The organism is Sporolactobacillus sp. THM19-2 (genome assembly GCF_004153195.1).
Classification (GTDB): domain Bacteria; phylum Bacillota; class Bacilli; order Bacillales; family Sporolactobacillaceae; genus Sporolactobacillus.
Genome location: NZ_SEMC01000017.1, coordinates 1 through 21558, shown reverse-complemented (window position 1 = coordinate 21558; position 21558 = coordinate 1). Strand labels below are relative to the sequence as shown.

Below are 21558 nucleotides of genomic sequence, written 5' to 3'. Positions count from 1 at the left end.
AATAAGGAACGCGGTTTGTATGGCTTCGATTTCAATCGTTCTTGTCAATCCCTCGATAAGCGGTAGAATAAAGGATGTAAGCGATGCAGTGACGACCCGAAATTACATTCGGGAGCAGGGAGGCGTGGTGTCATGACATTGCTGCAGGATGGAATCACTTTTTTAAATTTTGACGGGACATATGAATACCAGCATCGTCTGACAAGGCATCTTTCTCATCAATGGATTGATTTCAGGACTTTGCGTGGAACCAGCCTGTACTGCTCGCCGGAAGCCTTTTGTGCGATCCGGCGGAAGCTCGCCGCTCATCCCGGCCACGGCCTGACCTTTATCGGAAGCGGCAATTACCATTATGTGGCACTGGCACTGATGGAGGAGCTGTCGCAGCCGTTCACTCTGATCCTGTTTGATCATCACACCGACCTGAATGAAGGACAACTTGGCTCCTTGCTGTCATGCGGTTCCTGGGTGCATCAAGCCATCAGGCGACTGCCTCATCTTCGCCGGGTGATCATAATCGGGCCTGATCCCCGGACTGCCGAACAGGTACCCCTGTCGATCAGGCGTCACGTTGTCATCATACCGGACAGCAGGCTCCCGGAAATGCGGCGTCTTGATCAATCGATTCCGACCGACCATATTCGAATCAGTATCGATAAAGACGTCCTCTCGCCGGAAGAAGCCCGGACCAACTGGGATCAAGGGCATCTTCGTTTAGATGAGCTTTGTCGCATGATTGATTTTCTTGCTCGCAGTAAAAAAACAGATGGAATCGATATCTGCGGCGAGTGGCCGACCCGGCCGCATGAGCAGTTCAATCCGCAGGCCGTAGCGTGCATCCATAAAAATGAAGCGGCCAACCTGAGGATCATGCGATTGTTCAGCAGGCTTCTCCGGGCATCCGGCCGGGGATCCGGTATATCTGTATGAAAAAAGGGCTAACCCCGGCCTCTTGCTCCGGCTTTAGCCCCTGAATCATCTTTTGAGTAACACATATCAGGCCCAGATATCTTCAAGTCTCCAGGCACTCATTTCTTTGACAGAAACCTGACCGTCATCCGCGAACAGCTGTACACCGTTATTCTCTTCAGTCGGATAGATGCGTGAGGTCATCACCGTCTCACCGTCGTCAGCAAAAACTTCAACAGATGAGCGATCAAGATAGATATGCAGTTTCAGCTGATTGGATTCCGGCAGCAGTGCCCGGCGGAATCCATCATCAACACCCTGACCACTTTTTGAACGATCAAGGATCAGTTGTCTCTCCCTGACATCGTAGCGGATGACCGTTTCTTCTGTCTTACCCGTACGAAGTTTCAGGCCAAACGTATCTGCATTAGATGCTATCAGATCAAAAGTGGCTTCAATTTCCAGCAGCTCGTCGGTCAGATCCGGAAATGCCTGAGTTCCGCTGACTTCAACGGATGACAGTGTCAGCATCCGTTTTACCCTCAACTGCTTCAGCTCGTCGACCGGTGTCATACGCATTTTCCCTTTTTCACTTAAATGCAGTTCCCGGGGCAATGTCAGTGCACCGGCCCAGCCATCCTGTTGTTCAGGCATCGGTGATTCCCACATATTCATCCAGCCAATAGCGATCCGGCGTCCCCTGTCGTCTTTAAAAGACTGAACCGCATAGAAATTATGACCGTTATCCAGTTCGGTAAATCCGCCATGAGTAAATTTTCCGGTCGCATAGTCAAAATCACCGACAAAATAACCCGTCTGATACAAGTTCTGATAGCGATCTCCTTCTGCTTCGATTCCCTGAGGCGAGCACATCAGAACATATTTTCCGTCCAGTTCATAAAAATCCGGACATTCCCACATATAACCCTGGTTTCCTTCACTTTGCCCTATGATCCCTGCATACGTCCAGTGTCTGAGATCCGGTGAGCGATACAGAACGACTTTTCCAACTTTATCATGGGAAGTACCGGCTACCAGGTACCAGTCATGACCATGCTTCCAGACTTTCGGATCGCGGAAATCACCGGATCCGCACTCCGGATGCTTCGGGATCACCGGGTTCAGCGGGTCTTTCTGAAAATGGATCCCGTCCGTACTGAATGCCCGATTCTGCACCTGATCCACTTCTGTTTTCTCTTCATCGTCGAAAAGATTACCTGTGTAAATCAAGTTCAGTTCATTACCGTCAACCACCGCGCTTCCTGAAAAACACCCGTCACAATCAGCCGGAGTATCTGGCGCAAGGGCAATGGGCAGATGCTTCCAGTGCACCAGATCATGGCTTTTCACATGTCCCCAGTGCATCGGCCCCCATTTCGTGCTGTACGGATGATGCTGGTAAAAAACATGATAGTCCCCTTTATACTGCACCAGCCCGTTTGGGTCATTGATCCAGTTGGCCGGCGCCATGATGTGATAGCCCAGACGGTACCGAGGATTTATTTTCCCCGCGTCGCGAGTCACCGCCTCATTTGCACACTTCAGTTGTTCTGTTTTCATGTTAATAACCTCCCTGAATCAGATTCTTTCTGCTTACTTCCAGCGAACACGCTATTTTTCTTTCAGGACTGTCCGGTACGGACTGCATCCAGCCTTTGTTTCTTTCTCGCTTTGCCTCCTGTAAGTGAGAAAATTGAATATACGGTAAAGGCCAGAACAACCAGGCCGATAACCAGGAAGGTCATGTTATAACCAGAATGATCATACAGTGATCCGATCAATGAGGAGAAGGCAATAACGCCAATCTGACCGGAAACCTGGAAACCAATAAGATAGATTGTTGCAGACAGCCTTGAGTCAAAATTCAGTGCAATATATTTAAAAATGGCGACAATTAAAATCGGTGTTTCAAATCCGTGCAGCAACTTGATCAATGAGATACCGATGACATTATCAACCATTGCCGAACCGAGAATTCTCGTGCACATAATTAGTCCTGCAAGAGTCAACGAACGTTTAGCCCCCAGTTTATTGATAATAAACGGTGCAGCAAACATCATTGCCGATTCAAGAAAAACCTGAAATGAATTCAAATAACCATAAACCTGATAACCGGTATCCGGATCCGTAAAATGATGGGTGAAAAACACCGGAAACAGCTGCTGATCATAAATCCCGTAGATACAGGATGTGCCAAACAGGAAAATAATCAACAGCCAGAATTTTTTAAGCCTCAAGGTATTGAACACAGTCTTCAGGTTCAGTTCGGATGTTTCCTTCTTTTCCTTTTCAGTAACATCAACTTTATAGAAGATGTTTAACAGAAAGAAGACACAGCCGAACCCTGAGGCAAGCCAGAAATTAAGGTGCGGATTAATACTCAGTGAGATACCGGCTACAAACGCACCAACCGCATACCCCAGAGATCCCCACATTCTTGATGTACCATACTCGAAGTTGTATTTCCGACTGATTTTTTCTACATAAGCTTCCAGAAAACCAACTCCAGACAGGAAGGCCGCACCGAGATACACTGCACCTAAAATTGTTCCCAGAAGAAACATCGATTGAAGCAGCGGTTCGTAGACATAAATTAAAAACGGCCCAGTACCCATAAGTAATATGCTCTGAACCCATAATAGATTTTTTCGGGTGCCAAGCTTATCTTCAATAACACCAAAAGCAAACATAAATACCAAAGAAACCGCTGAGTTGATGGAATAAACCAGGCCGGTCTGAACGCCATTCAGATTCAGTGTTCTGCTCAGCCATATGGCATAAAAGGCCCACCAGACAGCCCACGCCACGAAGAAAAAGAACAGATATCCGGACGAGAACCAGTACTTACTGTTTTTGAAAAATTTCATAGCCAATCCTCCCCAACATGTTGTAAATGTGATCAGGTAATATGATGTTTCCGCTTACACTGGAGCCCAGTCAAAATTCAGGAGATTCTTCAGGCAGAACAATGTAGTGAAATCGCTTACAAATATGATAATATGTCAACCGGTTTCATATGTCAACCGGTTTCACATAAGTAACATATATTTTTTTCGTCTGTTGTCTGATGACACAAACAAACCCTACATAAACACCATTTTGGTTTGAATCGGATCTACGCAATACTGAGAGAAATCAGTAAAACAGTGATCGTGCCTAATTAATTTTACTTACTCAACTTTTTCGTCATAGAGTATTCTTCTATATGTGTTTGTTCAACACATCTTTACCACCTGTCACGGGAATAACAGACCCGGTAATGAAATCCGAATCTTCATTGCAAAGAAAAGAAATAACACGGGCAATGTCTTCTCCAGTGCCTGGTCTGCCTATTGGATTATTTATATCACTTTGATCTCGAACATTTTTAATCTTCATTTCTTTATACTCACCCCGAATATCTCCGGGACAAACCATGTTAACAGTGATGCCATTTTCGGCCTCTTCGATAGCGAGTGTTTTAGTCAAAGAAGCCGCTCCGGTTTTTGCTGCAGCATAAGCAGAACGAAATTTCCATGCCGGAGCTGTTTCCACTCGATCAAATCCAATAGTTATCATTCGTCCCCACTGCTTTGTACGCATGATTGGAATGACTTCTTTTGATAAATAAAAAACACTGCTTAAATTTCCATCAACCATGGAATTCCATTCCTCAACCGTGTAATCACTTAGCTTTTTCCTTTTTTTTATAAATGGCCCGGCATTATGAATCAGAATATCGATGCTCCCCATCGCAGAAAGAACCCGGCTTACAAGTTTTTGAACATCTTCAAAAAGAGAAATATCCGCCTGAACAGCAATGGACCGCACGCCATACGTTTCAGAAATAAAACGGGCAGTCTCTTTCGCTGCTTCTGCGCTGTGAACATAGTTTAATACGATATCTATTCCGTTTTTTGCTAAATCTATCGCGGTCCGTTTTCCCAAACCGGTTGCGCTCCCGGTTATTAAAGCCACTTTATTGTCCAAAAAAATCACCCTTAAGTGGTAAAAGTTCTTCAAAAATTCCATTACTTTGGAACGGTAAATGTTTCATCAAGTGATTCGGATAAATAACTGTTATTTATGGAGTAAGGATAGAAACTCGTCCCTTGCACTTTGTTTATCTGCAAAAACCCCACGAACAGAAGAAGTGGTTGTCGATGAATTTGATTTTTTTATGCCTCTTCCACACACACACATGTGCCTGGCTTCGATCACAACCATTGTCCCTTTTGGCTCAAGAATTTCTTCAATAGCTTCAGTGATTTGCGTTGTCAAACGCTCCTGAACCTGAAATCTTTTGGCATAGCCCTCGACCATCCGGGCAATTTTGGAGAGTCCCGTTATTTTCTTATTTGGGATATAGCCAACATGCGCCACTCCAAAAAAAGGGGCCAGGTGATGTTCACACATAGAATAAAAATCAATATCTTTTACCAAAACTAATCCCTGATGTTCAACATCAAATGTTTTTTTCAGATGGAGCTTGGGGTCTTCCCGATACCCTTCCGTGTACTCAAGGAATGCCTTAAGGACCCGATAAGGCGTTTCTTGCATACCATCCCGGTGAGGGTTATCCCCACATAAGTTAATAAGATCCTTAACAGCGTCCATAATATGGTTACCTTGATCTAATTTTTTATTTAATTCCAATGGGTTTTCAAAAGTCTCGGGAAAAGTTTTGATCATCAGTGTGCGCTCTTTATTATCCATTAAGTTGTTTTTTCCTGTTGTGTTCATTGACTCTCACACTCCAATCATTGTAATAATAGACGAGTAACACTTTTAGAGCCTTCACTCCTCAAGGGTGAATGGGCAGGAATCTTTATCAATCGGTTGATCAAGTAAGATACGAAAAACGCATCGTCCGTCTCCATTTTGAAATCGTTCTGTTCTCTCCACCTTATATCCCAGCAACTGTGTTAGGGATGACACGGTGACACTGCATAGTGCGGGCCTTTTCATTGCGACATTCAAAAAGGGACAGTTGTGCTCAATGAAACAAATCGCATTCCCTGACTCTTCAATTTCCATAAACGCATCGTCCTGGAGGTAAAACCCTTTCAAAGCATCGACCCGTTCATTCAACGATAATCCTTGTAATTGAGGTTCCCACTTCTTAATGCGCGCTTTCGTCATTGTTTCTAATATCCTTAATAAAGCTTCCTGGCCAAGATTATCTGCTACGGTATCTATAATCTCCACAGTTAGTTGATCGTAGTTTTTGGGGAAAAGGTGTTCACCTTCAGATGTCAGATAATACTGTTTGGCCGGTCTTCCACCAGAAGAATCCCTGTTCTTCTCACTTTTCCTTTCGACAAAACCCTCATGCTTCAATTGAATAAGATGCTGTCTTAAGGCTTCTCCTGTGATATTTAATTTCGGCTGAATTGTGGCAATGGAGGCAGAACCGACTGCTTTTAAGGTTTTGAGTATCTCACGTTTCGTTTCCGGGAAACTATTGATGTTCATCGCATTCGCCTCCTTATTGGCAATAATACGTCAATATCCGTGTTCTTACTTCCTCATTGGTGCCGGTACACAAGTCACCACCATACCAACCAGCGATAACCCAACAAATAAGACCCACGAGTGAACATCCTATGACCCCATACATCTTGATGCCTTCCGGTGAAACGTCATGGATCCTCAATAAAAGGCCGCCAATAAAGAAATCGACAGCAGCGAGTATGATGGGCAAGTGAAAAAGTGCGGCTTTTTCTGCCGGATGTTTTTCGGGAATCAAAATGGAATCAATAAATCCGGGCACAGCAGCAATCGCCGAAAATGACGGCCCAACGACAATACGCCAAAATCCAAGTTTCCACCCAAATAGATGCCCATTACTAAAAGATTTCAAAGAAACAGGACAGGCAAAAGACCCAAAGGTATGTGATTTTTCTGTTACATTTATCATATGCCTTCCATTTTAGTTTTGCAATTTTTTAATTGGAAAACTTGTTAAAACAAGCGTAAAATGTAAAAAGAAGGATCTTTTTACATTTATGTTTTCGAATCCTAACATTACATTTGTAAAAAATATAAACTTCCCAGGGGGGATTCTAGTGGAGTCACGCTTAGATTATTATACAATCGCACCCGGAGCTGCAAAAATTATGATGGAGTTTGAAAAATATATAAGGTCCACAAACCTTGATTCAACACTTTTGGAATTAGTTAAGACACGTGCATCACAAATAAACGGGTGTGCGTTTTGTTTGGACATGCATACGAAAGATGCCCGGGCAAATGGTGAGACGGAACAACGACTTTATGGATTAAATGCTTGGAGAGAGACGGATTATTATAGTGACAAGGAACGAGCAGCACTAGCACTAACGGAAGCTATAACGGAAATATCAGTAAAAAATGTACCCGATGAGTTATATCAAAAGGTAAGAGAACGATTTAACGAGAAGGATTTTGTTGATTTGGTCTACGCCATCATTACAATCAATAGCTGGAATCGTTTGGCGATCACCATGCGTGCCGTACCTGGCACATATCAGCCAAAGGCGAGATAAGAAGATGACCCCCACCTGCCAGCCATGTTCTCAGAAATTTATGAAATTTTAATCTTTGATTTATTGCTCACTTACTCTTCAGTCATGAGTAAGTGAGCATATGTTTTTATTGTATTGGCATCTTCAAACAATATATAGCACTGAGGCGAATCCAGGCCATTCATACTGGAAAAAATACCACGAACATTGAAATATTCTGCCTTCAGCTAATCCGGACCTTGCCAGCCTTTAGTATCCCGGGGTCTTATATTACTTTTCCCCTTGAACTAATTGAACCGGCAATATGTATTCTTTTTTTTCTTTCACTTTCGTCCCGTTAATTTTAGCAATTATGATTTTGACTGCTTGATCAGCTATGTCATGAATGGGCTGCTGGATTGTCGTTAACTGTGGAAGGCAGATATGGACCGCTTGTGTCCCGTCATAACCGACTACTTTAATTCCCTGTTTTCCCAGATGTGATGCTTCGGAAAGAACGCTCGCAGCAACCAGATCGTCACTGGCAAAAACGCCTTCCACATCCGGATGTTCACGGAACATCTTTCTCACTGTCTCAAGAGTGTTTTTATAAATCAGGCTCTCAGCCGTCTCATAGGTCAACGGTGCATACCTGTGATCCCTCATAACTTGTTCATACCCGACTCTGCGACGGTTAGCCGGAGTCTCCAGATTTCCAGGGCCATTAATATGAATGATTTTCCGGCATCCCTGATCTATCAGCCATTGCGTGGCCATTCGTCCACCCTGAAGATTATCGGATGAAACAACAGGAATCTTATCTGACAGATAACGATCAATTGCCACAACCGGCAGATCTATTTTCGTATACTGAGGAATAAAGCGGTTATGTGCACCGACAATGATACCGTCCACCTGATTGCGTTGCAGCATGTCAAGATAAGCGATCTCTTTATCCGTGCGGCCAAGGCTGTTGCATAGCAGTACTTTGTAACCCAAAGAGGCACAGATGTTCTCGATATGAAAAATCAGTTCACCGAAAAAAGGATTTTCAGTAGTTGGAAAAATTAACCCGATGAAGCCAGTTTGCTGATGAAACAGGGCACGCGCCAGATCGTTCGGATAATAATTCAGCTTTTTCATCGCGTGATTAACTTTTTTTCGGGTCGCATCACTGATATATCCCCGATTGTTCATGACTCTGGAAACCGTGGTCGGGGAAACACCGGCCATTTGTGCTATGTCTCTTATATTTGGTTTCATCTGAATTTTACTCCCATATACTCTTTTAATTTCCTTGATAATTACATTATAGCTTTAATTCCGTTCCTGCTGGCTAAAACTGTTTTACTTTCAATGAAGTACAATAACCAAAGAAAGGCTGAATCCCGAACGATTCCTGTACAAGTGGATGATCGTCGTCGTTTCGCCACGGGGCAAGAATAAAACCTGCGGAGTCTGTTCTCACAAGTCACTACTTCACGGCCGTCCGGTCAGCGCGGGTGTCTACGACAATCTGTCCCATACCGCAGTAATGCTGTCCCGAAACAAATCAAGCGCTTCACCAGTTTCCCGCCATCCTCTTTCCCGACTGGTCCGCAGCGTTCAGCCGCGCCGTCAATCGCATCAACATGTTTCTTTGCTTATTGTACATTTTTTAAGATACAATTAAAGGGCAGGGTTGAGGTGATCTGCGAATAACAGATCAAAAGATTCGGAACATTAACCAGCAGGAAGCGAGGATCAAAATGAATATCAGAGAAACCGAACTCCCAGGCATTGGGAAAAAGTTTGTACTGACAACAGACAGCGATGAAAAAGTCGTCGTCGTCATTCATGATGACGGGCGACGGGACGTTTATCACTTTGATGCGAACGACGCGGATGAAAGCATATCCAGCGTCAGTTTCACCGATTCTGAGGCAAGACAGCTGGCATCCATTCTCGGCGGCATGACCTATAAACCTAAAGCGCTGGAGACGATTGATGTCAATCTCGGCGATCTGGTGATTGAGTGGTATAAAATCCCCCGGGAAGCGCCGGTAGTCGGAAAAACGATCGGCGAGATTGGCATGAGGCAAAATTATCGAATAAATGTCATCGGTATCATTCGAAAAGATCAGGATAAGAAGCTGAACCCGGGAGTGGACTCGACATTCGAGGCAGGCGATATGGTCGTCGTCTCCGGCGAACGGGCGGATCTTAATCGCGCCTTAAAAGAATTGTTTCAAAAGGAAAGGGGGAACTAAATGGACCATCTAGTCCTTGAAGTGGGTACCGCACTTGTCCTGATAGCAATCGGAGCTGTCATAGCCGGGAAACTCAGGTTTTCAACCATTCCTTTTCTGATCGTCATCGGCATGCTTGTCGGCCCGCATGCTCCTGAATTCGGTGTGATCAGCCTCCGCTTTGTCCAGAGTGCAGACCTCATTGATTTCATGGGACGGATCGGTATCCTCTTTTTACTCTTTTATCTTGGCCTGGAATTTTCAACCGGAAAACTGATCCGGTCTGGGAAATCGATCATCATCGGAGGCTGTATTTACATTGGCATCAACTTTTTTTTAAGCCTGATCTATCCGCTGGTGCTCAATTTCCCGCTTAAAGAAGGACTGATCATGGCCGGAATCACTACCGTCTCATCGAGTGCGATTGTCGCAAAAGTGCTGGTTGATCTGCGAAGGACCGGGAATACAGAAACCGAACTGATTCTGGGTATCATCATGTTTGAAGACATCTTTCTCGCCGTTTACCTATCCATCGTTTCGGGAATCGTACTTGGCGGCGACCAGACGCCTGGAGGAACCATACTGTCGGTCCTGATCGCTCTGGGCTACATGATGCTTTTCTTCATTATTGCCCGAGTCGGGGCGCCCATGTTGAACAAGCTGAAAATTAAATCCGATGAAATTTTTATTATCGTCGTGTTCGCAACTCTTTTTTTCATCGCAGGATTCTCGGAAACCCTTCACGTTGCTGAGGCAATTGGCGCTCTGCTACTCGGACTCGTGTTCTCCGAGACCGTACATGCAAAACGTATCGAAAAGATGGTTACTCCATTCCGCGACTTCTTCGGAGCTATTTTCTTTTTCAGCTTCGGACTGAGCATTGACCCGACGCAGCTCGGCGGTGCAGTCGGAATCACGCTGGGAGCGGTCGTTCTGACGATCATCGGTAACTTTGCCGCCGGACAATTGGCCGGAAGAGCGGCCGGACTGTCCCATAAAGCTTCCTCGAACATTGGTCTGACGATTGTCTCCAGAGGCGAATTTTCAGTCATTATGGCCAATATGGGAATCGCCGGCGGATTGATGCCCATACTTCAGCCCTTTTCAGCATTATACGTCCTGATCCTCGCCATCCTGGGACCTCTTCTGACCAAAGAATCCAGACATGTATATCTTTTTCTGAACCGCATTTTCAAGTGGGAACGCGGCTCTAACCGGGGCCGGAAGAGACAGACCGACCACGATTGAATCTTTGATTTATTCATTTAAGGGACGTGTTCCCATTGTAATGAATGATGTGAACGAAAACATAGTTATGGCCTGGTCGACCCGCAATGATTCTGAAAATCTATTGACAAACATTTACTTTCAAACACATGTCATGATGTATCATCCATCAGCCGGTTTTCACCGTTGCTCTCACTGCAGGTGTCATCCGGCATTTCATTTTTTTCCCCGCAAATGCCGCGTGGCACCAATGAAAATCACAGCAGACTACTTTGCGGGGTTTTCCACGGTAATTCCGGCGGAGGTTGATCCAGGCTGTTTGGCTGACTAATCAGCGTCCACGGAAATGTTCAGGCTGACGTACCGACAGAAATGATTTCAGGAACATTCGTTGCACCTGGCCTGACAATCTGCCATGATAAAAAAGTGCCGCCCGGAGAGGCGACACTTTTTTCAAACTTTAACAAGGCATTATCCTTTCAGAAATAAGCCTCGTTCATGTATTCACCGACATCAGGCGAGCTTTTTCAGGCTTTCACGGTTGAATGCCGGAATATCGTCAGGAGTGCGGCTCGTCACAAGATTGTGGCAAACAACAACTTCTTCATCTTTGTAGTTTCCGCCGGCATTTTTCAGGTCGACAGCAATCGATTTATATCCGGTAATGTTGTGACCCTTGACGGAATCCGCGGTAATCAGAAGCTGCGGGCCATGGCAGATGGCGAATACATTTTTATCCGCATCCATGAATGCCTTCGTAAATGAAACGAAACGATCATCGTCTCTCAGATTGTCCGGTGAATAACCGCCGGCAATCAGCAGAGCATCAAAATCTTCCGGCTTTACGTCATCTATTGAAGCGTTCGCAGTGACTTTAGCGCCATGCTTACCGGTAATCGTTTCACCTTTCTTCCTGCTTATGACAACAACTTCGTGGCCGGCATCTTTATAAGCTTTTGCCGGACCTGTGAATTCTACATCTTCGAAGTCATTTGCGAGTACTGCAGCAATCTTTTTTGCCATAATGAAATATCCTCCTTCAGAAATAGTTACGGTTTACATTTCCCGGAATGCCATTTTTTTATTCTTCACAACCGGGACATGTCATGGGACCTGTGTCCTGTCACACTATCTTAGTCTAATAAGATAAACGAAGTGGATCAAATGATCTGCTCAAGATTGAAAATTATTTTCTTATCATCCGCCGAAACGAAACAGGTCTGAGTTTCCGATTGTTTTTAAAAAAAGGCTTGAGGTTAACGTTACGTCAGGGTTTATGATACAGATGTCAGGGGGTGATGAGATGGCTTATACGGTGAAAGAACTGAGTGATCTGGCAGGGGTCAGTGCCCGGACCTTGCGTTATTACGACAAAATGGATCTGCTTAAACCTGAAAAAATCAATGCATCAGGTTATCGTATTTACGGGCCCGAACAGGTTGACCTGCTGCAGCAGATCCTGTTCTACCGGGAACTTGGCTTCAGCCTGAAGACCATCCGGCAAATACTGACCGCGCCGGATTTTGATATTGAACGCGCCCTGACCGGGCAGGCCAACAGATTATTAGCGGAAAGGAAGCGTCTCGACCGGCTGATCGCGACAGTCAGAAAGACGCTTGCTTCCAGGAAAGGGGAAACAGACATGACCGATCAGGAAAAATTTGAAGGATTCAAAAATAACATGATTCAGAAGAATGAAGACCAATATGGTAAAGAAATCCGTGAAAAATATGGTGAAAAAGCCGTGGACGACTCGTATAAAAAATTCGGCAATCTGACAAAAGAGGAATATGAGGACTCCGAAAAAACACAGGATGAGATGTTCGCCGAACTGCAGAAAGGGATGGAGGCCGGTGACCCGGCCAGTGAGCCGGCTCAGAAGGCAGCGGCCCTGCATAAGAAGTGGCTCAGTTACTTCTGGGGATTCTACACTCCTGAAGCGCACGCGGGGCTCGTTCAGATGTATGTGGACGATCCGCGGTTTACCGCCTATTACGACGACCGTGGCGGCAAAAAGACAGCGATTTTCCTGCGAGACGCCGTACGTATTTTTGCGGGGTTTGCCGATAAATAAAAAGAACAGGAAAGAAGGCCTTTTCATTTAATGAGAAGGTCTTCTTTCCAATTCATTCACCCGAAGTGACACATTTCCCGCTGCCATGTTCGTTTCTGATTTGCAGGCTGATTTCTTTTACGTTCCTCCTGGCAAGACGAAAGAGACGCGGGAACTGAAAGCGAACATTGCAAAAGTTGGAAAACCGGATCAGGATCCGGTTTACGGAGTTCACGGGCCTTTATCTGATGCATGGCCAAAATGAAAAGAGGAGCCGGAGCAGCTCCTCTTCCCTGGGATAGAATGACTATTATTGGAGATCTCGTTCCCAATTGTGCCAAGAAATTCCGGAATTTTGTTGCTTTTGAAAGTGCCGTTAAATTTCTTTGTGGTGGTTCAGACTATTTAACGGCTCGGGCTTATGATGGTCTTTTCTATCTCGAGTATGACAAAACAAAGGGCAGGATGAGGGATCGGCGAAATTTTCGTTGCGAGTTCAACCCAAATAATTGCGATAGAAAAGCAAAAACATTTTTTGTTGAAAAAATTCTTCCGAACTTGAAAAACGCGGGATTTTCAAGGCTGGATTTGGCATTTGACGTATCAGAAAACTTGAATGATCTTCTGGTTATGACAGACATTCCGCTGAAACAAATTGTCATTTATGGTCGAGATGGTGCGGTAGAAACTCGTTATTTTGGCAGTCGAGATAGTGAGCGTTACATACGAATTTACAACAAAAAAAAGAGCGCAAGGATAAAGCCGATCAGGAAATTGATTTTGAAAATTTGTGGAGGGTCGAATTTGAGTTGAAGCGTCAGACTGTCAATTTATGGGACAAGTCACTTGATAATTTAACGATAAAACAGCCGGACATTTGCTCGATTAAAGATTTCAGAACTCGTTCTGCTATTGGGTATCTCCTGCTTTCTGACCAAACAGAGTGGGGTATATCTGGTTGACTGCTTTTCCCCAAAACAAATCTTTTTGACCTATCAGAAACGGGGAACGATGGAAAACTACATCAAGGAAGCCAAATCTGGGCTTAGCCTGAATCAACTGCCCAGCCACAAATTTCAAACCAATGAAGCGCGACTGATGCTCAGCTTGCTCGCCTATAATTTGACCAATTGGATGCGTACGTTGACGTTCCCGGAGAAGCAGAAGACCATGCAAATCGAAACCATCCGCACGAGGATCGTGAAGGTAGCGAGTAAGTTGGTCCGATCCGGACGATCGCTCTATTTCAAGCTGTCTTCCAGTTTTGTCTATCAGACATTCTTCTGGAACGTGCTCAGCCGGATTCAAAAACTTCAAATCGAGTAACCAAAAAACGTTCAACTCGCTATTATAAAAACGCTCTCATACGATCAACTGGGTAAGTCTGTCTCAAAACGGCATTGTTTTACATGAATGTTCAGAAATTGATGTTCAAAGGCACTTTTCCATTCAAAAAATCAAGTGAAATCAGGTTACCTGTATTCTGATGAGCGAAATTCCGAAAAAATGAAGAACGGTGAATAATTCAGGTATATTTATATTTTCTATTTAGTTTTCCTGAATCCCTTTTTTAGGGCATAAGGTTATCGCTTACCCGCCTACATATGAAACTTATTGAAGATCCGATCCCTGTATTTACGGTAGGTTCGGGTCTTTTGTATGGAACGCTTCTCCACAAGCTGATTAAATCTCAGTTTCTTAATCTTCAATTCACCGTTGAGCCGGATCCGTTCATCTTCATCCGTGCAGCAGCGGATCAGGTCCGTCAGTGAGACGATTTCTTTTTTCACCTGAAGCTCTTCAGGCAGATAGCCGGCGTTTTTCAGCATATGATACCCGGCACGCAGATCTTCAGGAACAGATGAAAGATCCTCGAATTTCTGCGGTTTTCCTCTGCCGGGTAAATCATCAAAAGCCCCGTCTTTCATTCCCTGTTTGATTTTCTCGTCAGCCAGAATGTCGATAATACTCATCCATTCTCCGCTCCTTTATGCCGGAGTGTCACCCTCTGTATCTTTACGCTTTTCTGAATAAAGCTGTTTCAATGGTTCCTGCGCCGGGCCATCGATCACTTCGCCTGTCGCCCGGAAACGCGAGCCGTGGCACGGACAGTCCCACGTCCGCTCGCCCTGATTCCAGTTTACTTCACAACCCATGTGCGGACAAGTGGTATCTACAATGGTCAGGCGGTCATCGAGACGCTTATAGGCCCCCGCCCTTTTGCCGTTAAAGTGGATCACCGCCCCCTGATCGCTGCCGAGGTCATCCAGTGAGCCGCCCCGTTCGATTTTGCCTTTGATCAGGTTTCCGGCAACGGCACTGTTTTCGATGAAAAAGCGTTTGATCATGGGATCCGCTTCAAACCGTGCCGGGCTGAACAGATCGGTATAAGGATTATCCCTCTCCAGCAACAAATCCGCCAGAAGATTTGCCGCAAGGGTCCCGGTCGTCATGCCCCACTTACGGAAACCGGCTGCCACATAAACGTGCGGGCGATTCTTCGCCATCCGGCCGATGTAGGGAATCTTATCCACTGTCGTATAATCCTGTGCCGACCAGAAGGCCATTTTCCGGTTTTCGCCAAGCACGGCGTTGGCAAAACCTTCAAGCCTCTGATAATGGATATCGGTACTTTCCCCGCGGCCGGTTTTATGATTCTCGCCGCCGACGAGTACCCCTTTTTCCCCGGACAGCGACAGGCTGCGCAAAGACCGCTTCGGATCCGATGCACTGATATACATCCCGTCCGGAAACGGCTGATCCGTCTCGCATGCCATCAGATAGGAACGTTCCGGGTACATTCTGGAGAAATAAAACCGGTTGTCGTAAAAGGGAAAATGGGAGCAGATCAACACGTCACGGCAGTGGATGGCAAACCCCTCTCTGGTGTGAACAACCGGAGACGGTCCCTCATCAAGGGCGACGGCCAGTGTCTGCTCGTAAATCGAAACACCCATTCTGACCAGTTCCGCGATCAGAAAGTGAAGATACATCAGCGGATGGAACTGGGCCTGATCCGGCATCTCCAGCGCATTTTTTATGTTCATCGATAGATTAATTTTCTGCTTCAGACTGCCGGGGATGCCGAGCAGGTCATACGCTTCCTTCTCTTTCTCAATCTCTTCGGCTTCTTTGTCTGTTGTCGCGTAGACAAAGGCCGGATGCTGCGTGAAATCGCAGCGCAGGTCATGGTTTAAAACCATCTGCCTGATCCACTCCAGGGCTTCACTGTTCGCGTGGTAGTAAAGCTGAGCCTTTTCCTGGCCAATATGTGCCAGCAGTTCGTTATAAATCAGGCCATGCTGTGCCGTGATTTTTGCCGTCGTATAGCCGGTCGTTCCGCTGGCGAGCTGTGCCGCGTCGATCAGCGTAACCTTCATCCCGCGGCTTGCCAGTACATAGGCCGCCGTGATACCCGTGATGCCTCCGCCAACAACCAGTGTCTCCGTCTCAATATCGGTGTTCAGTAATTTAAAAGAAGGAAAATGCACGGTATCCCGCCAGATAGATGAGGTTTTCTGAGGAAAACTGCCTGCCCGTTTCTTTTGATCCATGGGAATCCCCTTTACAAGTAAGTTATCTTCCCTCAGTTTCTCCATTATCTCACCGGATCATGCTCTAAAACACGTATTCATCTCAATACAAAATCACCGGAATTCGTCCGTACCTTAATGTGATACTTGCCGTTCCCCTTTCGGCCGATAATCAGATCCTCCAATTTTTCTTTATAGAGCAGGCCTTTCGTCATGACTATTCCTTCACCGGAACGTCCGCGGTAATCAAGCGTCAGAGAATCCGGATCCTGATTAAAGCCGATGATCACATCACCACTCGATGCTTCTGCAGAAAGATTACCGGATAACCGTTCACTTTTTAACACGAGGTCACCTGCATCCGCCCGCGACGAGAGATCCCCGCTGAAATTTCGGACTGTAATGTCACCGGACGACGCGTTCACATAGGAGTGTCCTGCCACAAGACCGGTCAAATCAATATCACCGCTGCGCGTCGTGACAGAGACCTGATCCACCGCACGTGTCTGTTTCAGCACGATATCTCCACTCGACGCTTTCGCCGTAAAGTTCCCCGGCGCCTGATTGTTTTCAGCCGTAATATCTCCTGAGTTGGTGGTAACAGACAGGTCATTTGCCCGCAGGGACTGTACGGAAACATCTCCCGACCCTGAATGGACAGTGATGGATTGATATAATTGCGCAGGCACTTTAACGGCCAGCTTTTTCCAGCCGAATGAAAACGCAAAAAATTGAGGATTCTGATCAGCAAGGATATGCAGTGCCTGGCCGTGTCTTTGCATTTCCAGTTTTGTCCTTCGGGTCATCTGCCCGTTCCCCCAGCCCTGAATTTCCGCAGTCAATGTGCGGCCTGTTGTCTTCTCAACCGTGACATCCAGCGATCCGGCGTCCACCTGTATTTCGCTGATGCCCTGGCTGTCTGCCGTTTTTTTCTGCGCATCCGTTTTCTCAAAATCCAGCAGATCCGTTGACAGGAGTATCATAGCAACACCGATGATACCGATCAGAATCATTCCCAGAGCGGCGTAAATGAATTTTCTCATGACCTTTTCCTCCCCATGACGACATTGACGTTAAATCGAAGATAGCCTGCAAAGACACGCCAGAGAAATTTCCCGATGAAGATCATCGCGATGCCAAGCAGGATACCCGCCCCACACAGGATCAGCGATGAAAAGAAAACAAAGAGAAAAGGCATTCCCCCTGAATCAAAAAGGGTACCTATCGATAGCAGCGGGCTGACAATAAAAACTGCCGAAACAATGCAGAACGAGAGATAGATTGAAAAAATCCCCACAAGAGGTCCGAGGACCACAACCAGATTAAAGAAAATCATACCGATGCCTGCCAGAATGCAGCGTGTGGCGTTTGCCACCGGCTGCGGCCTTTCCGATTTCGTCGCTTCATAGTCGGAGCGTGCTTCTTCAGCAATCACCTTTGGATCACCAAGCTCGCGGATGATTTCTTCTTCCTTTTTTCCTTCATTAAAACCGATTGTGAAGTGTTCTTTGAAGTCAGCAAGGATTTCCTGCCGTTCCTTTTTTGGAATCTCGCGAAGAAGCCTGTCAAGCTCATTCAGGAACCCGTCTTTATTCATCACGCTGCACCCCCTTGATAAACTGGTCAACTGCCTTGGAAAATTGTTTCCATTCACGAATTAATGTTTTCATGTATGACTCACCTTTTTCAGTGATCGAATAATATTTTCTCGGTGGGCCTTCCGTCGACTCACTGAGGTAGGTCGATAAATAGCCTTCTTTTGTCAAGCGCCTGAGCAGTGGATACAGCGTCCCCTCTGCGACCTCTATCTTGTCTGAAATATTCTGGGCCAGTTCATAGCCATACTGATCTTTGTCGGCAATGAGGATGAGTACACACAACTCCAGAACCCCCTTTTTGAATTGTACATTCAAGCGGATCACTTCCCCGTATTAGTCAGATCACTGTTCACTACTGATTATTATTCACTAGAGGGGCAATTGGATAACTCACATTTTTGCACTTATACTATAATATATGACACAGTACTGAATAATGCAAGGCAGTATCTATGAAAATTTTTGTGATGTTGCTGTTTTCAGCACGCCAGGCTAAACGGCGCAACTATTCCGGATTGTCAAGGTTTGCCTTCCTGGCCGGGCAAATCTTCTTCTGCGTTTTGCGAGCCCTTTCAAAGTCGCCACAGGCCATCTCCCATCTTGCAAGGGCCTTCATCCCGCTTACTTGTCATAGGATGTTTTGTCCTGAGAGCAAAAAGTAAGATAAGCGGATATTTTCCGGTTATGGGCCTGAACGGCACGCTTTTCGAGGGTATATAAGCGGAAATTTTCCGCTTATGCCAGGCAACAAGCTTCATTTTCCGTTTTCTCCAGTCAATAGTCGGAATCATTCCGCCTATTTTAGCTATTCTTAAATTGAATGACTAACGTAAGCGAAATTTTTCCGTCTATTCATCTGATCAGGCGCTTAACCGGATTCCCCAACCAAAAAGAGCGCATCCCAGGTAACTTCCCCCCGATCGTCCCTGATTGTTGATCATACATGCCCCTGTTTGGGAGAAAATAATTTTCAGGACTCCTAATCCTCTATAACATAAAAAAAACTTCCCGGTACTGTTCGGGAAGTCTGAATGTCGTTACTGCAGAACAAAATCACCGGAACTCGTACGGACATCGACCCGATAGCGACCGTCACCTTTCTTTCCAACGATCAGGTGCTCACTTTTCTCCTCATAACTGAGCCCTTCCATGCGGATTTTTCCTTCCCCGGATGATCCTTTATAGTGAACAAGAAAAGAATCAGCCTGTCTGTATGCCAGGGCCACGTCCCCACTGCTTGAATGAATCGCAACATCCCCCGCGAGGACATCGCTCTTGATTTCAATGTCGCCGGATTTTGCTTCAGCACGAAGCCGGCCGCGGTAATCCGAGACCGTCAGATCCCCGGAGTGCGTGCCGATGCTGATCGTTTCACCGGTCAGGCCCCGGCAGTCAATATCGCCGCTTGAGTTCTGAACGGACACGTCACCTTTTCCAAGGACACCGTTTAACGTAATATCCCCGCTTGATGCGCGCACGTTCAGTGTTTCTTTCGCCACGCAGTCATCCAGCTGAATATCCCCGGAGCGGCAGAGGAAGATCATTTCTCCCGCCATCAGCCGTTTTGCCATCATGTCACTCGACTGGCCGCTTGCGGTGATCCTTTCGAAAAGCCGGTCGGGCACATATACGGTGAATCTCAGATACTTGTTCCAGATCCCGCCGACAATATGAAACATAGACAGGTGACCCTGCTGAGTGATTCGGACCCTCAGCTCATCATCCCGGCGCAGCAGCTCAAGTTCAATATGCCGCGCTTCATCTTCACTGTGTTCGCCGCAGAGGGTCGCCTGCAGTTCGTCGCTTTCCGACTGAATCAGCTCCACGTCCAGCGATTGAGTCTCCACACTGATTTTATGGATCCCTTCAACAGACGCTGTTTTCTCCTGGTATGTTTCCACATCACAACCGCCCTTCATCATGACCTTATATTAAGGGTAAACAATTTGCCGGGAAAAAGGATCCGCCTGCAGGCTGAATCTCACTTTAATTTCTGTCATTTGGAAAAATAATACCGTTTTCTTTCCGGACTGTTTCCATGATCTGCAGGACGCTGCGACTGAGATCTCTGAGCTGTCTGTATTCTGCCCGGTCATTTTGTTCAAGAATGTCGGCAAAATGATGAATCTCATAAAGTTTATCATTATCCGAAACATGTTCCGCAAGAAGTTTCGTTTCTTTCGTATGAGCGTCCGTCCATTCCAGCCTGGCAATGTCCGATGCACTGTTGATGCTCAACGTCCCTTTCTCGCCATGAATCTCGGAAGGTGACTCCGAATGAGCGATTTTTGAGAAGAGCACCGTGCAGATCAACCCGTCGTAACGCAGAACCAGCGTCCCGCTGCCGTCAATCCCATTTGAAAGCCGGACCGGAAAATACGTTGCTTCCTGCGGTGTGCCGAACAGTGCGACCGCGACATAGAGCGGATAGACACCAAGATCCTCGAGCGCCCCGCCTGCAAATTCCGGTGAGAAGATATTGGTCATGTGTCCGGAAAGAAACTGGTCATAACGCGACGAATACTGGATCTGCTTTAGAATGGCCGAGCGCAGACGGCCGGCCCGCGGCAGTTCTTTCTTCAGCCGGTGAAAAACCGGGGTCTGGATATTGCGGATGGCTTCGAAGAGAAAAACATGGTTCTGCTCCGCCAGTTCAAAAGCCTCATCGAACTCTCTCCGTGTGACAAAAACCGGTTTTTCGCAAATGACATGTTTCCCGCCGCTAAGCATCTGTTTCACCTGTTTAAAATGCAGTCCATTTGGTGAAGCCACATAAACCACATCGACATCGCGACTTGCCGCAAGCGCTTCAAGTGACGTGAACCACGTGCTGCCATGATGTTTTTCAGTAAAAGACCGTGCTTTCTCCTCTGTTCGCGAGTAAGCACCTGCATAGTCAAATCTTCCTCTCTTCTTTACCGCCTGCAGGAATGAATCCGTAATTTTGCTTGTCCCAATCGTAGCCAGTCTCATGCTGTCTGTCTCCTCCCTGTTGATCCTTTTTCTTTCATTATAGCGGAAGGTTGATCGGCTGACAGCCTTTTCAGGCGCAGACGGTCAAATATAAAAAATTATACATAAAGAAAATGTACCTGTTTCTTTTCATTATAAATGAGGGTAGAGATACGGATTTCGGGGGATTTTACCGTGAGACCTTTTATTAAAAACATCAGCAGCCGGCCTTTTTCCGTCGGCTTTATCCTTCTTTACGTCCTGCCGCCCGCAGGCATGGCCTGGTTCATCGTTCTGGCGATGATGAAGTGGGGCGATTCGATCAGGAGACGCCGCCTGATTCCCGGGGACTCAATCAGCATACTGCTGACGATGATGATTCTGGCATCCGTCGGTGCGGCACTGAGTCATCATCAATCCTGAATTATTCATAGCAGCTTATTTTCTATGGTTTAGGTGGTAATTTCGCAAAGGATTTTACAGATTTTTACTAAGCGAACAACTTAACGATGATTTTGAATGCCTGTTGGCCCGCATGGAACATGCGGACAGCCATTTTCTCGTTTTCAGGGCAGACGAATCCCGTCGTTTCCA

At 46.2% G+C, this 21558-nt stretch carries 22 protein-coding genes and 1 pseudogene; 8 read left to right on the top strand and 15 right to left on the bottom strand.

Features of this window, described 5'->3' with window-relative positions:
• The first annotated feature begins 132 nt into the window (after positions 1–132).
• Positions 133–930: an arginase family protein gene (locus tag EWH91_RS11170; protein WP_129930122.1), complete on the top strand. Its 798-nt coding sequence runs from the start codon at positions 133–135 to the stop codon at positions 928–930.
• A gap of 66 nt (positions 931–996) precedes the next feature.
• On the opposite strand, the gene EWH91_RS11165 is transcribed toward EWH91_RS11170, so the two are convergent.
• The 6 genes from EWH91_RS11165 to EWH91_RS11140 all read right to left on the bottom strand — a co-directional run bounded on the left by EWH91_RS11165 (position 997) and on the right by EWH91_RS11140 (position 6808).
• Positions 997–2469 (bottom strand): glycoside hydrolase family 32 protein, encoded by a 1473-nt coding sequence (locus EWH91_RS11165; protein ID WP_129930121.1) that lies wholly within the window; start codon positions 2467–2469, stop codon positions 997–999.
• A gap of 62 nt (positions 2470–2531) precedes the next feature.
• On the bottom strand, positions 2532–3776 hold the full coding sequence (locus tag EWH91_RS11160) for an MFS transporter (protein WP_129930120.1): 1245 nt from the start codon (positions 3774–3776) through the stop codon (positions 2532–2534).
• A gap of 334 nt (positions 3777–4110) precedes the next feature.
• On the bottom strand, positions 4111–4878 hold the full coding sequence (locus EWH91_RS11155; RefSeq protein WP_129930119.1) for an SDR family oxidoreductase: 768 nt from the start codon (positions 4876–4878) through the stop codon (positions 4111–4113).
• Positions 4879–4968: 90 nt separating this feature from the next.
• Positions 4969–5580 (bottom strand): GTP cyclohydrolase I FolE, encoded by a 612-nt coding sequence (gene folE, locus EWH91_RS11150; protein WP_240697348.1) that lies wholly within the window; start codon positions 5578–5580, stop codon positions 4969–4971.
• Positions 5581–5685: 105 nt separating this feature from the next.
• On the bottom strand, positions 5686–6363 hold the full coding sequence (locus tag EWH91_RS11145) for a helix-turn-helix transcriptional regulator (protein ID WP_129930118.1): 678 nt from the start codon (positions 6361–6363) through the stop codon (positions 5686–5688).
• A 13-nt stretch (positions 6364–6376) separates the two neighbouring features.
• Positions 6377–6808, bottom strand: coding sequence for a DUF2231 domain-containing protein (locus EWH91_RS11140; protein ID WP_129930117.1), 432 nt, complete (start codon positions 6806–6808; stop codon positions 6377–6379).
• Between the two features lie 148 nt (positions 6809–6956).
• On the opposite strand from EWH91_RS11140, the gene EWH91_RS11135 reads away from it, so the two are divergent.
• Positions 6957–7415 (top strand): carboxymuconolactone decarboxylase family protein, encoded by a 459-nt coding sequence (locus EWH91_RS11135; protein ID WP_129930116.1) that lies wholly within the window; start codon positions 6957–6959, stop codon positions 7413–7415.
• A 249-nt stretch (positions 7416–7664) separates the two neighbouring features.
• Here EWH91_RS11135 and EWH91_RS11130 read toward each other — a convergent pair whose 3' ends face one another.
• The gene (locus tag EWH91_RS11130; protein ID WP_129930115.1) at positions 7665–8636 is read right to left on the bottom strand and encodes a LacI family DNA-binding transcriptional regulator; all 972 of its coding nucleotides are present in this window, start codon (positions 8634–8636) and stop codon (positions 7665–7667) included.
• Positions 8637–9121: 485 nt separating this feature from the next.
• Between EWH91_RS11130 and EWH91_RS11125 the strand changes: the two genes are divergently transcribed.
• Both EWH91_RS11125 and EWH91_RS11120 read left to right on the top strand, forming a co-directional pair.
• Positions 9122–9622 carry a cation:proton antiporter regulatory subunit gene (locus EWH91_RS11125; RefSeq protein ID WP_129930114.1) on the top strand — a complete coding sequence of 167 codons (501 nt, stop codon included), beginning with the start codon at positions 9122–9124 and terminating at the stop codon, positions 9620–9622.
• Positions 9623–10849, top strand: coding sequence for a cation:proton antiporter (locus tag EWH91_RS11120; RefSeq protein WP_129930113.1), 1227 nt, complete (start codon positions 9623–9625; stop codon positions 10847–10849).
• A gap of 492 nt (positions 10850–11341) precedes the next feature.
• Here the strand turns inward: EWH91_RS11120 and EWH91_RS11115 are convergent, their stop codons facing one another.
• Positions 11342–11851 (bottom strand): type 1 glutamine amidotransferase domain-containing protein, encoded by a 510-nt coding sequence (locus tag EWH91_RS11115; protein ID WP_129930112.1) that lies wholly within the window; start codon positions 11849–11851, stop codon positions 11342–11344.
• 280 nt (positions 11852–12131) lie between these two features.
• Here EWH91_RS11115 and EWH91_RS11110 point away from each other — a divergent pair, with 280 nt between their 5' ends.
• The 3 genes and pseudogenes from EWH91_RS11110 to EWH91_RS11100 form a co-directional block, all read left to right on the top strand.
• On the top strand, positions 12132–12902 hold the full coding sequence (locus tag EWH91_RS11110) for a MerR family transcriptional regulator (protein WP_129930111.1): 771 nt from the start codon (positions 12132–12134) through the stop codon (positions 12900–12902).
• Positions 12903–13142: 240 nt separating this feature from the next.
• Positions 13143–13694, top strand: coding sequence for a hypothetical protein (locus EWH91_RS11105; protein WP_129930110.1), 552 nt, complete (start codon positions 13143–13145; stop codon positions 13692–13694).
• A 156-nt stretch (positions 13695–13850) separates the two neighbouring features.
• Positions 13851–14207, top strand: a pseudogene (locus EWH91_RS11100) (transposase); the annotation flags it as partial.
• 272 nt (positions 14208–14479) lie between these two features.
• Here EWH91_RS11100 and EWH91_RS11095 read toward each other — a convergent pair.
• The 7 genes from EWH91_RS11095 to EWH91_RS11065 all read right to left on the bottom strand — a co-directional run bounded on the left by EWH91_RS11095 (position 14480) and on the right by EWH91_RS11065 (position 20985).
• Positions 14480–14854, bottom strand: a complete 375-nt coding sequence (locus EWH91_RS11095) for a DnaJ family domain-containing protein (RefSeq protein ID WP_129930109.1) — start codon at positions 14852–14854, stop codon at positions 14480–14482.
• 15 nt (positions 14855–14869) lie between these two features.
• On the bottom strand, positions 14870–16435 hold the full coding sequence (locus EWH91_RS11090; RefSeq protein WP_129930108.1) for an FAD-dependent oxidoreductase: 1566 nt from the start codon (positions 16433–16435) through the stop codon (positions 14870–14872).
• A 77-nt stretch (positions 16436–16512) separates the two neighbouring features.
• A complete protein-coding gene (locus EWH91_RS11085) occupies positions 16513–17457 on the bottom strand; it encodes a DUF4097 family beta strand repeat-containing protein (RefSeq protein WP_129930107.1) in 945 nt (314 codons plus the stop codon).
• Positions 17454–18011 carry an HAAS signaling domain-containing protein gene (locus EWH91_RS11080; protein ID WP_129930106.1) on the bottom strand — a complete coding sequence of 186 codons (558 nt, stop codon included), beginning with the start codon at positions 18009–18011 and terminating at the stop codon, positions 17454–17456. The genes EWH91_RS11085 and EWH91_RS11080 overlap by 4 nt, the downstream gene beginning before the upstream one ends.
• Positions 18004–18327, bottom strand: a complete 324-nt coding sequence (locus tag EWH91_RS11075) for a PadR family transcriptional regulator (RefSeq protein ID WP_129930105.1) — start codon at positions 18325–18327, stop codon at positions 18004–18006. Before EWH91_RS11075 ends, EWH91_RS11080 begins: the two co-directional genes overlap by 8 nt.
• Before the next feature lie 722 nt (positions 18328–19049).
• Positions 19050–19913: a DUF4097 family beta strand repeat-containing protein gene (locus EWH91_RS11070; protein WP_165364311.1), complete on the bottom strand. Its 864-nt coding sequence runs from the start codon at positions 19911–19913 to the stop codon at positions 19050–19052.
• 85 nt (positions 19914–19998) lie between these two features.
• Positions 19999–20985, bottom strand: a complete 987-nt coding sequence (locus tag EWH91_RS11065) for a Gfo/Idh/MocA family protein (RefSeq protein ID WP_129930103.1) — start codon at positions 20983–20985, stop codon at positions 19999–20001.
• 174 nt (positions 20986–21159) lie between these two features.
• On the opposite strand from EWH91_RS11065, the gene EWH91_RS11060 reads away from it, so the two are divergent.
• A complete protein-coding gene (locus EWH91_RS11060; protein WP_129930102.1) occupies positions 21160–21387 on the top strand; it encodes a hypothetical protein in 228 nt (75 codons plus the stop codon).
• Positions 21388–21558: the final 171 nt, after the last annotated feature.